The following is a 13,452-nucleotide window of genomic DNA, read 5'->3' as shown; positions in this document are numbered from 1 at the left end:
CTTGACGCCGCCGAGGGAGCCGAACAGGTGCTTGCGGACCCACTCGCTGCCCGACGAGTCCTTGAACTGCCGGTGGACGTCGGCGACGCTCAGCCAGGCCGTGGGGATGACGAACGCGAAGACCCGGCCCGTGCTGGTCTTCACGTTGACCTGGCGGGCCTGGTCGTTGGCGGTGACCCGCCCGTCGCTGTCGGCGGTGTCGGCGCCGGTGCCGGTTGCCCCGGGGTTGGCCGTGCCGACGCTGTCGGACTTCAGCGCGGGGGCGCCGCCGAGGACGGTGTTGTGGTCGCCGCCCTGGGAGGTGGTCGCGTTGTCGCTCTGGGTGACACGGGTCGAGGACTCCATCCGGGCGCCGTCGGCCACCGCGAAGAGCCGCGCGCGGGTGAAGTCCGGCCGGGAGAACACCTGGAGCAGGCCCTCGGAGCGGTCCGAGAGGGCGTTCTCCACCAGTCCGCTGGTCTCGTAGCCGGCGTCGCTGGAGGCGTGCTCGAAGAACGCGGAGAGGGCCCCGGGCCCGTGGGCGTCCTCCAGCACCTGTGCGGAGCCGGTGCCCTCGGCGGTCAGCGGCGTGATCCGCGCGCGGCGCAGCGCCTCCTGGAGCTCGTCGCCCGACAGGTTGCCGGACAGGTCGGCCAGCCGGTTGTCGTACGCCTTGGCCAGGGCGAGGGTGCTCGCCGCGAGGACGTTCTCCGCACCGATGAGGTTGCGGACGTGGAAGCCGTTCTCCGGCGGGACGAACGGGCCTCTCGTCCCGTCCGGCAGCGTGACGGAACGCCAGGGCAGCAGGATGCCGCCGCTGTCCTCCTCCGGCCGGTGCAGCGGACTGTCGTCCGCCGTGAGGATCCTCACCGCGGGCGGGGTGTCGGCGATCTCCGGCGGGGCCAGCGGGTCGGTGCCGTCGTTCGGGGCGCCCGGCGTGGCGTCCGGGCGCATCAGGCTGAGCGGCACGATCTCGCGCTGGCTGCCGGCCTCGCCGCTCTCCTCGATGCGCCGGGCCGGACGGCCCCAGCCGTCCTCGCCCCGTTTGCGGCCCACTTCCATGGTGAGGCGCAGCCGGTAGCGGGTGGCGAACTCGGCGTGCGGTTCGCTGGTGTACGAGGTCCACAGCCGGCCGCGGACCCGGGTGTCGCTCGCCGCGATGTTCTGCCGGTTGGAGCCGGTCTCCGTCAGGGACGGGCCGCTCATGGGCGCGACGGCGTTCCCGGTGTGGACGCCCTCGTTGACGATCGTTCCGGCGTCACTGCCCCGGCCCGTGCCGAAGGCATCGCTGAAGCTCTCGACGGCCCACCGGTGGTCCTCCAGTTCGGTGCGGGGCCACAGTCGCACGAACTCCGGCTCGCCCACGGGCTCCAGGCGCGCCCGGATGCGGACGTCCCGCCCGCCGACGCGCAGCCGCTTCCAGCCGGCGCCGCGGATCCGGCCGGTCACCGAGGAGCCCGTGCCCGTCATCTCGCGGCGCAGCGCGCGGGTGACCCGGGAGGAGGTCAGCCGCAGGACCGCCTCCCGGCTGTCCTCGTCGAGGCCGAGCTCGTCCAGACGCCGCTGGAACCGCTCGACCACCTCGGTCGTGTCGAGCGAGTTGACCGGGTAGGTGGCGAACGGGGCCTTGCGGAACCACCGGGGCTGGAGCCACCGGCGGGCCGCGTAGGTGGGGCCGCCCCCCAGGTCGTCGCCCTCGATGAGGCCGAGCTGGTGGGCGGTCCGCTCGGGCAGGTGGCCCAGCCAGCCGCCCCGGACCGTGAGGCGTTCACCGGCCCAGTCGTGCAGCCTGCGCACGATCGCGCCCAGTGGCGAGAGCAGACCCGAGGAGCGTGTCTCGGCGGCCACCTCGTGCTCGGCGTCGCCGTTGGCCAGCACCTGGTGACCCTGGTCGACGCGGTTGATGTCGGAGGTGACGGTGCGGGTGACGGTGCCGGTGGAGCTGCGGTTGCGCCACCAGGGCCGCCACACCGCGCCGTAGCTGCCGGTGACTCCCGGGCCCTGCTGGTGGGAGTGGCCGTAGACGAAGGAGATGCCGGCCTGCTGTGTGAAGGACTTGCTCTGCGCACCCGACGCCTTGGTGGAGCCGCCGAGCGTCATCTCGGTCTCCATCGGCTGCGGCCGGGTGAGCGCGCGCAGATTGGTGATCCGCATCCGGTGGACGACGGTGGCCAGCCAGTCGATGTAGGGGCCCTTGCCGAACAGTCCGGTGGTGCGGGATCCGGTGGCGCCGGCGTTCTGGTCGGCGTTGGCCGTCAGGTACTGCGGCTGTCCGGGCCGGACGGCGGCGTCGTGCGCGGGGGCGCCCTCGCGGGTGAGCTGCCAGCGGTCGTGGGACGCCTTGGCCAGGACCCGGTCCACGACGCCCCGGTCCTGCTTGGGCGCCACCACGGAGAGCGTCTGGTGGGGCAGCCCGTCCAGCGGGCCCGGACTCCAGCCGCTCTCGGTGGAGGCGTCCAGCAGCTTCCTGGCCTCGGTGCGGGTCATCGGCCGGGAGACGACCGGGTTCGGGTCCAGGTAGGGGTTGTCGGCGCCCGGCGCGTGGGGGTCGGTGGCCGGGGAGTGGTCGGCCGGGACGCTGAGCAGCACCTTGCCCCGGACGGCGGGGACCGCGGCGTTGCCGCCGATGATGTCGCCGCGGCCCTTGGGGCCCATGACGAACAGCTGGGTGCCGAGGATGCCGAAGCTGACGAGGCCGCGCAGCAGGCTGCGGGGCCGCCAGTAGCCGCCGGTGCTGACGGTGAGCGCCAGGTCGTAGGAGTACAGGTTGCCCGGCTTGGTGGTGATGGCCATCTGGTCGAACGTGGCCGTCGAGCCGTAGGCGGACTCGTCGCGCGTCTGCCAGCCGGCCTGGTAGCCGCCCTGGCCGGTGAAGGCGTGCGCGGGGAACCCGATGTTGTCGGTGGTGGTGTCGCGCAGCGACCCGACCGCTTCGAACCCGAGCTCGGCCCCCTGGACCCCGTACCGGGACTCGTCCAGTCTGGTCGCGCCGGGCGCGCTGTGGCGCAGGATGGTGTCCGTCGGGGACACCCAGGTGCGGTTGGTCAGTTCGGCGTCGATCCAGATGTAGTAGTAGCCGCGGCTGAACCGGCCGGGGTTGACCAGGCCGATGCGCAGACCGGTGCGGCTCATCGTCTCCAGGTTCCCGGCCATGCTGTGGTGCGAGAGCGCGTTGACGACGGTCAGCGTGTTGTGCAGCACCATCTGGTAGTGCGCGTGGTCGCGCCACCGCTTGTCGCCCGGGTCCCCGAGGTCCTCCCAGCGGGCGACCATGTTCGGGTACTTGTCGGCGACGGCGGTCAGCACCTGGCGGGTGAAGGAGTCGAGCCGGGTCCGCTCGGCGAAGGTGACCGTGGGACTGTCCGCCGCCTGCGCGGTGGCCTGCTGCTGTGCGGGCAGGTCCGTGCCCTGGGTGCGCGCCGGGAACTTGCGGCTGTAGCGGCCGTCGGCGAAGAGGAACTGCACCGGCCGGGACATGCCGAGGGTCGGCGGGTTGTCCCGCGTCAGATAGGCCGGGGCGAAGGGTTCGGTGCGGGCGAAGGCGTTCTCGTCCTCCATCCCGGCCAGCCGGCGCGCCTCGGTGCGCGTCATCCGGTCCAGGCTCCAGGTGGTGAACGGGGTCGGATGCGCGTCGCCGGTCTTGCGGACCCAGACGGTCTTCTCGACCCGGTAGAGGTCGGTGGTGACGTTCTTGGCCCGGCCGACGGAGCGGACCGCGCCCGAGCCGCCGGTCATGGCCGAGCGGCCCCGGACGTGTCCGATGCGGGCACTGGGCCCGAGCTGGATGCGCAGCTTGAGGTGGCTGAGCAGGTCCAGCAGACCGCCGAGCGACGGCGTGTTGAAGGTCGGCCCGACGACGATCGTGGCGTCCGCGGAGTGCGCCTTGGTCTGCTTGCGGGTGTTCTGCACCGTCAGGAAGGCCGAGTCCCGCAGCTCCGCCTTGTCGGTCTCCGTCGCCAGTACGGCCCGGGTGGGCACGACCCGTTCGACGATGAAGGCGCCCAGCGGTGTCTTCTTCTTGTCGTCGGCGAACAGCGGGTTGCCCGGCACCGCGGACCGGGCCAGCCGTCCGGCGATCTGGTGGAAGTTCCCGGAGGAGAAGAAGCTGCCCAGCTCGCGGTAGGCCGAGGAGTCGGGTTCGGCGCCGATCCGCCGCACCGCCCAGTCGCGGATGTGCGCGACGGGTCCGAAGTCCTCGGTGATGACGAGCCGGTAGTCGGATTCGGGGCCGAGCCTGAGCGTTCTGGGGGTCCGGCCGGGCTTGGTCCCGGCGGTCGCGGACTCCGTGAGCCGCGCCTTGAGCCCGTGGCGCACACCGAACGCGAACTCCACGTCCGCAACGGCTGTCCGTGCCTCCCGGGCCCGCCATGAGGTGCCCAGCACGCCCGGCTTGGCCGGGCGCGGCGGCTCGGCGTCGGTAATGCGCACCTCTACGTAGGCGTCGTCCAGGTACAGGTGGGAGGTGTCCAGCCCGCGGACCTCGGCCACGTTCAGCACCTGGTCCTGCGCGGAGTAGGCGACCTCGCGCAGGCGGCCGAAGCGCAGGCCGATCCGGCCCCATGCGGAGAAGAGCGAGGACTGGGGTCCCAGCGGTGCCGTCGGGGCGAACTGGCGGGTCTGGCCGACCGTCTTGGACCCGCCGACGGTGGTCTGGGCGCGCTGCGCGTTGTCGACCTTGGTCGGCGAGGCGCCGTCGGTGAACTTGGTCCACTCGCCGTAGTTGCGGATCCGGATGTGCACCTTGCGCACCAGACCGGACCGGGTGCGGTAGACGAACTCGCGGCCGTCCCCGGCGAAGGTCAGCGGACGCTCCCGCATCGCCCGCTGGATGCGGCGGAAGACGGACTCGTCGGTGCCGCCGCCGCGCACCTGGTGGCGCTCGGAGATCTCCTCGCCCGAGGCGTTGTCGGGGCCGTGCGCCTCCATCCCGATGTCGATCTGCTCGGTGATCTGCTCCCAGCCGCGGATGTGCACATCGCTCTGGCCGAAGGCCATCGCCATGGAGGTGCCGTCGGACTCGTCCCCGGGGAACGGCAGGAAACCGTCGACGTAGCCGGGCATCCGGGTCTCGTCGGTGAAGGTGCTGGGCCGGTGCACCTGCGGCGGCGGCAGCATCTCGGTGTCGATGCGGGCCGGGCGGCGCTCGTCCAGCTCCTCGTCGATGCGCGCCCCGGCCGGCCGCGGGCGCGGGTTCTGGCCGGGCGGCGGGGTGGTGCCGAGCGTCGAGGGCGGCCCGGAGGGCGGCGGCGGGGTGGCCGGCGGGGCCGGGGCCAGCAGCGCGGTTTCGAGGGCGGAGGGCGTGGTGTCGAAGAGCGGCGTGCCGTCGCCGGTGGCGGGCCGCGGGGGATCGACGACCACGGTCGGGCGGGAGGAAGAGGAGGGCTCCGCGTCCAGGGGCAGCGACACCGGTGGGGGGATGCGGACCTGCTCCAGCGTGCGGGCGCCGGACCGCCGGAGGGCGGCGGCCGTGGGGCTCGCCCCGGTGACGGGCGAGGGGTGCAGCGAGAAGACCGGCGCCGTGCCGCCGTCCGTGTGCTCCCCGAGGGGGAACTCGGTGGAGTACACGCCGCGTCCGATGCGCTGGGCCAGGTCGTCCGCCACACCGGGTGCGAAGCGGTCCAGTTCGGAGACGGCCAGGAAGACCGGGACGGCCGGGTCGAGAACCAGCAGCTCCGGATCGTTGGCCGCCAGCTCGATGAACTCCCCGGCCGGTATGCGCCGGGTCACTCCGCCGTACGTCACGAAGAGGTGGCCCGCATCGGTGCGGTCCAGCTCCGCGCGGATCACGTACGGGTCGGGTGACGTGGTGCCGCCGGTCTTCCCGTGCCACGGCGCGTCCACCGTGCCGCCGGGTACGTGGACCTTCGACAGGTCCACGGTCGCGTTCCCCGCCCGGGTGCCCAGCAGGTTCCGCCCGCCCCCGGAGGAGCCGGGTGCCGACGGGGGGATCCGGGTGGCCTCGGACAGGGCTCCTTCGGTCTCCAGGTGGTAGGCGGCCACCTCGTCGGGGACGGCGCCGTCGCGGCCGACCGCGTACGCGTGCGCCGTCAGCGTCCGCGCTCTCTCCCGTGCCGCGTCGTCCACGGCGGACGGGTCCAGGTGCAGCACCCGGGCGGTGTAGGCGTCGAGCCCGGAGCCGAGCGCGTCCAGCGCCTCCTCCGCCTTGACCCGGGCCCAGAACATCCGCGACCGCTCGTCCTCCCCCACCTGGTCCGGGCCGGACAGGCGGAGCAGGTCGGCGGTCTCCTGTGCGGCGTCCGCCCCGCTCAGCCAGGCCGCTGCCCGGCCCAGTGAGCCGGGCAGCGTCACGAAGTCGGCCAGCTTCGTCCGCCGCGGTGCGACGGCTGCCTCGGACAGCAGTGCCCGGAAGTCGTCCCGGCGCGGTTCGGTCCGCCCCGACGGCAGCTCGGCGACGACGGCCCGCCGGAACAGGTCCAGCGTGAAGGGTCCCGCCTGGGCGAAGCGGGGATCCTCGCGCCACATCCGCTCCAGCGCGCCGGCGCCGCGCAGGAGTTGCGCGTAGCCGGGGTCGGCATCGACGTGGACGTCGTCGTCGATCTCGTTGCCCAGGGTCATCCGCAGCGCCCGCACCAGGTCCAGGGTCCGCAGCCGGGCTTCCGCGGAGGCCGGACCGGTGCCGGCGTGCAGCCCGACGACGCGGGCCCTGCGGTCCAGCTCGGCGGTCTCCGGCTCGGGGAAGAACTCGCCGTAACTCCCCCAGCGCCCCCGCGGGTCGGTCACCAGCACCCGGACGTGCTTCCCGTTCACCACCGAGACGGCGGAGCGGACGGTGGCGGCGCTCACCTTGTGCCGCATCTCGTTGGCGTAGTGCTGGCCCTCGGGGATGTCCCGGAGCGGGTTGGGCGTGAAGGCGCCCGGATTGTTCCGCCCGTAGCCGCTTCGGGGCGGCAGGGCGCTGTCCCCTCCGGAGCCGGACTGACACGTCACCAGGCCGAGCCAGTCGTCCTTGGTCCGCAGGAGGTTGCCGAAGCTCTTGCTCTTCTTCAGCCACTTGGCGCCCGCCCCGCCCCGGGCACGGTGGGTGCCCCCGCCACGGGTGGCGAACGAGGTGGAGCCCGCCCCGCCGTGGGCGGCGAAGAACGCCTTGATCCGCCCCCGGGACGCGGGCTCCAGGGTGAACTCCTTGGAGAACGTCCCGGTGGCGAAGTTGTAGTGCACGTACTGCGTGATCCGGTCGAGGAAGCGGTACGCCTCCTCGCGGACGGCCATCTCGTGTGGCGGGAAGGAGGTGCGGCCGATCTGGAGGCCCGTCGTCGCGCTGGCCAGCGGGGAGGACGCCACCTCGTCGAACCAGGACTCGTCGCTGTCACTGTCGGGCAGCATGCCGGGCTGGACGGCGAACCAGTCGCCCACCGGGCGTCCGGACTCCTTGAAGACCGCGAGGGCCAGCCGCTCGCCGTCCGAGGTGACCGTCAGCCGCGCGTCACCGCTGTGCGCCCACACGGTGCGGCCGGTCCGGTCCGCCAGCAGCCGCGCCAGGTACTGGTCCCCGTCCCCGGCGAAGGGCACGGCCAGCACAATCGGCGCGTCCGCCGGCAGCGCGGCCAGCTCGGGGTCCTGCAGGACCCGCTCCACGAACTGCTCGGCACCCATCCCCCGCATCCCGCCGTGGGGGGCCGGAACGCTCACCCGGCCGTCCCGCATGGAGGCGCCCAGCAGATACGGCTTGGGTCCCTTGGCCCACCGCGGCGGCGTCGAGGAGAGGATGTCCGGGTAGGCGCCGTCCGGCCGCTCCTGGAGGAGACCGACGGTGCCGGTGTACAGCGGCTTGGCCGGCAGATCCGTCCAGTTGAGGCCCGGGGCGGGCGTGCCGTCGGCCGTGCTGTGGCGACGCTCGCTGAAGAGGGCCGCCTCCCGCTCGGCGTAGTAGGCGGTCAGCTCGGCCAGGCTGCCCGCCCGGCCGTTCATCATGGCCAGGCCGACGAACGTGTACAGGTTCCGGCGCATGGCACGGCTGAGCGGTGCGCCGTCACCCAGACCCAGAACCCGCCGGACGAGGCGGTCGGGGCGGAATATGCCGCTGCCGTACTCGGCCTTCCCCAGCTCCTCCAGGTGCAGCACCGGCGCCGACAGCGGATCAATGGCGACCTGGACGGTCACCGGGCCCTCCGTCGCCCCCTGCGGCGCCCGGCCGCCCAGTTCGACGGTGACGGGGAAGTCGTCGACGGTCGGCCCCTTGGTGCCCGCGCCGAGCGTGGTCAGCGCACGGCCGAGGTGGTGCCTGAAGAGCGCGGCCACGGCATCGGCCCGCTGCTGGGCGAGCGGCCCCGTGCCGTGCGCGGTGATCACCACCGGGCTCTTGGACAGCCACGCGCGTTTGTTGCGCACTCCCGTCTGCGCCGTACGGAAGGCCAGCCGCTCGACGGCCGCCTCCCGGGCAGGGGAGACCGTCGCGGACTGCCCGTCGAAGGTCACCATGTCCGACGTGGGCAGCACGGAGGGCCCGGAGGACGGCGAGGCCGCGGGCGGGGCGGCAAGCGGCGTGGTGGCGGCTTGCTGCGTGGTGGCGGCCTCCTGCATGGTGGCGGCCTGCTGCGCGGTGGCGGCTTGCTGCGTGGTGCCGGCCTGCTGCGTGGTGGCGGCCGGTGGAGCGGTCTGCGCCGCCGGGGCGGGCGCCGCAGGCGGGTCGCCGACCGGCACGGTGCGCACCCGGTCCGCGTCCAGTCGGGCCGCCAGCGCGGTGACCCCGGCCGGGGACAGCGGCGCCGAGAGGGCCGGTGCGGCGGGGGTCGTGTCGGCGGTGGACGACGGATCGGAGGCGGCGTCGGCACCGAACGTGTTCCGGGATATGGACTCCAGGTGCTGCTCACCGTCCCGCCGGTTCGCCGGCGGCGAAGGCAGGGCGTTCGTCGCAGTGGTGTCCGCCGGTGTGGCGTCCGCCGTCGCGGCGGTGGCCCCGGGCACGGCGTCGGGCTCGGGCACGGGTGCCAGCGCGTGGGGCTGCGGCTGGTGGGTGCCCTCGGCACGGTCCCAGAACGCCCGGAAGCCCTCGAAGACCCAGTTCTCCTTCCGGGGCCCGGCGAGCTGGTTGGCGGGCCGCGCGTGGACGGCCTCGGGGTCGGGCCCGTACAGCCGCTCCAGCAGCGGCAGCAGCGCCTTCTCGTGCTGCCGGACCCAGGCGGCGCCGTTGTTCCGCCACTGCCTGGTGTACCCGTCGCGGCCCGCGTTGGTGCCCAGATAGGCATTGGTGAGCTGGGCGAAGAACTCGTACTCGTTGAGGGACGAGTAGTTGGGCTTCCTGCGCTTGCCTGAGGGGTCGTGCAGCGGGCCGTCCGGCCAGACCGCGGCGTCCCCCTGGCCCAGTTTGGCCTGGTAGATGTCGTGGACGAGCTGCTTGTCCGCGTCGGTCAGTCCGTACTGGTGGACGAGGTGGGCCACCTCGTGCGTCGTCGAGGAGTAGCCCTCCGGCTGCGAGCGCCGCTCCGTCCGCACGGAGGTCACCTCGCCGAGCAGGTTCTCCTCCGTCACCCCTGCCGTGCGGGTCGCTGCGCCGCGCACCTCTTCCCAGGGGCGCCCGTCGGGTGACCGGGCTCCCGCGAGGTGACGGAACGCGTCCAGCGTGGTGAGCGCCTCGCCCTTGGGCACCACGGCGACGCGTGCGCCCTCCTTCAGCAGATTCGCCGCCACATCCGGGTCGCGCAGCATGCGGGCGACCTGGGCCTGGACCTCGTGCCGCGCCGAGACCGGCTGGTCCACCCCTGCGGGGACCTGCACCATCAACTGGGCGGCGGTCTCGGCGAAGTCGGCGGGCCGAAGCGTCTGCCGCAGCGCCTCCACCAGTGCGGGGTCGGACGCCAGGCGCTCGCGGTCGGCGGGCGGGAGCAGCGACAGTTCCCGGGCCCGGTCGGCCTTCGCCATCGTGGGCAGCCGCGATGCCAGCTCCGCCACGGGGTCCACGGACACGGCGGGAGCGGGGACGTCCTTCGCGGCGGGGGTGTCCTCGGCCGGGGGCGTGTCCTGCGCGGGGCGTGTGTCCTGAGCGGGGAGCGTGTCGGACGTGGGCGGTACGTCACGTGAGACGGTCTCGGCGGCCTGTGCGGGAGCCGGGCCGGGGTCGGCGTCGGGCGTGGTGGTCGTGGTGGTGGGCCGGGCCGGGGTGGGTGTCGTCGGGACGGACGGGAGGTCGCCGGAGGTGGTGACGGTGGGGGCCGGCGGGAGCGGGGCCGACGGCTCGGTGGCCGACGCCGTACGGACGGGGGCGACGGGGCCGAGTCCGAGGGCGGCGCGGAGCGAGGTGGCGAGCGTGACGCCGGAGGGCGCGTCCGGCCCGTTCGTCAGCAGATGGTCGGCGACCTGCCGCACGGCGTCCCGGTAGGGGGCCCCGGCGTTGCGGGAGTCGGCCAGGACGGGGGCCGACGTCGGCGGCAGCACCAGGGCGACGGCCGTGTCCCAGGCCCGGTCCACGTCCGCCTCGGTGGGCTGCGGCGTGTAGGTGGTCTGGGGTGTCGCGCTGCGGGCCCCGGCGGTGTCCGTCGTGGTCTGCTGCGGAGCCGTCGTCGGGCGCGGATCGCCGTTCAGCGCCGCGCTCTTGAAGTCCGCGTACGCCCCCTCCCACATCCGCAGGGACGCGTTGGCCGCCACGGTCTCCAGCACCACCGGCCAAGGGCCGGGCTGCGCCATCAGCCAGCGTGCCTGGTCGACCGGATCGAGCGCGGCGACGGATACGGGGTCGCCGTCGCGCACCGCCGAGTGCCTTACCGCATCCGGGGTGATGCCCGCCTCGCGCAGGGCCGCCGGGCTGACGAGGGCGTCCGGGGCGTGCAGCTTCGCCAGGTCCTGGGCGAGGGCCTCCGGCAGGTCCTCGGTGGTGAGCTGCTGCGCGATCCACGCGCGTTGAGTGCCGTCCCGGTGGACCTGGGGCGGAGTGTGGCCGGTGCCGTCGGGTGCTGTGGCGTGTGGCGGGACGCCGAGGTCACGGAGTCGGGCAGCGGCGTCGATCAGGTCGCCGTGCGCCTGCTGGGCGCGGGCCCGGGCCTCGTCGAGCGCCGCGGCGGAGTCGGTGCCGTCGGCTGGCTCCTCGACGGCGCGGGTGGCGTCGGCGTACGAGGAGAGCGCGTCGGCGTACGCGGTGCGGGCCTGGGCGAGGTCGGCCTGGCGCTGGGCGCCGGGGGTGTTGGTCCCCGGCGCGTGCGGAGCGGTCTGCCCTCCCGGGGTGTTCGCCGGGGTGCCGTTCTGCTGGCCGGGGTTGCTCTGCTGGCCGGCGTTGCTCTGCTGGCCGGCGTTGTTCCGGTGTCCGGCATCGGGCTGGTCGGTGCCGGTGAGTTTCGGGTCCTGCTGCGAGACGGTCGGCACGGAGGGCGGACTGCCGGTGTGGCCGGGGGCGTTGAGGCCGGCCGGTGTGTTGACTCCGCCCGGGGTGCCCAGTCCGGTCGCGCCGTTCAGGGCGCCGGGCACGTTCAGGGCACCGGGCGTGTTCAGGCCACCCGACGCGTCGAGTGCGGCAGGGTCGAGCAGGGAGTTCGGGGTCTTGAGGTTGTCCGTCGCGGTGCCCGGAGCCGTCGGGGACATCCCCTTCAACACCGGCGGGAGGCTGCCGTCCGAGGTGTCCGACAGGCCGGGGTCGGCGACGTTCATGACCGTCGGGTCGTCGTAGGTCACCGACCCGTTCAGGTACTCAGGGGACTTGAGGTGGTCCGGTGACTTGAGGTGCGCGCTGCCCCCGGTGCCGGTGCCATTTCCGGTCAGCGGCATGTTCGTCGGCAGCGTCGAGGCGGTTGTCACCGAGGTGTCGGAGTAGACGGAGTCGGCGTCCGACAGCGACTCGGTGTCCGAGGTGTCCGGGGTGTCGAAGACACTCGGCGAGGACGAAACATCGGAATCGTCCGACTCGTAGCCGTTGTCGGTGGTCGTGGTGCCGGGGTCGCCGCTGGTGACGGGCGTCGGGGGCGGCGGTGTCGACGGCGGGGTGACGACGGGCGGGGGCGGCACGGGTGTGTTGCCCACCGTCGAGGGCGGTGTGGCGGACGTCGGCGGGGGTGTGAACTTGGTCGCCGCGGAGTCTGTGGTGGTGGTCCCGGAACCGCCTCCGGCTTCCCTGCTGAGGCGGTCCAGCAGGATCTGCGAGCTGTTCTGCTGGAACTTGGTGAACAGATTGCCGTCGGGGTAGAGCTTTTTGTGGATGCCGTGGTAGCCCTGCTCCAGGGGCTTCGCCATCAAGAGTCCGGACGCCCCGCTGAGGCCGGCCCCGAGGGCGGACATCGCGTCCCCCTGCTGGAGCACGACCGCCACGGCCGCGGTCTCACCGGCGCCCTCGGCCACGAAGGACGAGGGAAGGTCGTACGCCGCGTTGTTGGCGTTGTGCCGGGTGAACGGATTGTTGAAGCGGATCTCGAACTTGCCGAAGATGTCCTTGTCGAAGTTGGTCTTGAAGTAGTTCGACAGGTGGTTCTTGAGGTTGAACGCCCCTTTCGCCAAGTGGCCGATGAAGAATCCGGCAAGTCCGCCGACAGCCCCGGAGAGGCCGACGTCCTTCCAGTTGACCTTGTCGGCCCCGACCTCCGGGGCGTTGATCGTCATCGTCAGCAGCTGGGCGGCCAGATTCTGGATGGCCTCCTCGAACGCCTCGGACAGCGAGGGGAACGCCTGGACGTACCGCAGAAGCCGGTCGATCGCGAAAAGGATCGCCAGCCTGGCCCGCATCCGGGCCAGGATCATCTCCGAGACCGAGGCACCACCGGTGAAGACGGCGATCGCCTCCAGGAGCGCCAGCTCCAGGATCAGCCAGAAGACCTCCATGATGATCTCGAAGTGGGCCTGCTGGATCTGGACGGAGGCCTTGCCCCGGTCGTCGGTGAATATCTCCAGCTGGCCGATGAACTGCTGGAGGGTGTCGTTCCCGTTGCGGTTCACCAGCCCAGAAAGAGATTGTTCGTAGGCATCGGCGACATTCGGCGGAAGATACCGCTTGCCCCGCTCGATCGAGTCGAGAATCTCGAATCGGAGGTCGCGCATTCCGGCGGCGAGGTCGGTGTACGCGTTCCGACTATCCCATGCCAGACCGGCCTTCGCCTGAAGCGGCTTCTCGCCGATCAGGACGAAGAGCATCTCGCTGACTTCTTCGGGATACTCGATGTCGAACATTCAGCGCTTCCCGTGGTCACCGCTGTCGTCGTAGTTGCCGACGTTCGCCTGGGCGTTGTGGATCTCGTCCTGGACCGTCTTTTGGACGTCTTCGATACTGCCCAGGCTCTGCCGCACCGCCGACTGCAATCCGGTGAGGAGCTCCCCCAGAGAGTCGATCACTGCCCGGCAGCTCTCGATCTGCTGCTTGTCCTGGTCCTCCGTCTTGTCGTGGAAGTCGTCGTCCACGCCGTTCCAGCCGCTGGTGGCCTGCACCGTGCGCTCGAAATCGGTGCGCATCTTCGTCGGCACACCAGCGAGCCCGTCCAGCTGCTGGATCGTCTCCCGCAGCCCGACTGGGTCCGCCTGGTAGTTGTTGTGATAACCGCTCAC

The 13,452-nt window shown here is 72.7% G+C and carries 2 protein-coding genes (1 of these 2 running past the window's edge); both read right to left on the bottom strand.

Annotation, left to right across the window (positions count from 1 at the left end; all coding sequences use genetic code 11):
• Positions 1-13,080, bottom strand: the start of a protein-coding gene (locus tag IO40_RS34090) for a lonely Cys domain-containing protein (RefSeq protein ID WP_033229825.1). The gene continues 21,105 nt to the left of window position 1, outside the view; 13,080 of the gene's 34,185 nt are visible here — the first part of the coding sequence; the start codon lies at positions 13,078-13,080; the stop codon falls past the left edge of the window.
• Positions 13,081-13,452, bottom strand: coding sequence for a hypothetical protein (locus tag IO40_RS0125780; protein WP_031030224.1), 372 nt, complete (start codon positions 13,450-13,452; stop codon positions 13,081-13,083).

The sequence above is a fragment of the Streptomyces albus subsp. albus genome, assembly GCF_000725885.1.
In the GTDB taxonomy this organism is placed as follows: Bacteria; Actinomycetota; Actinomycetes; order Streptomycetales; family Streptomycetaceae; genus Streptomyces; species Streptomyces albus.
Note: the sequence above shows the minus strand (reverse complement) of the source record. Positions and strands in the feature narration are given on the sequence as shown.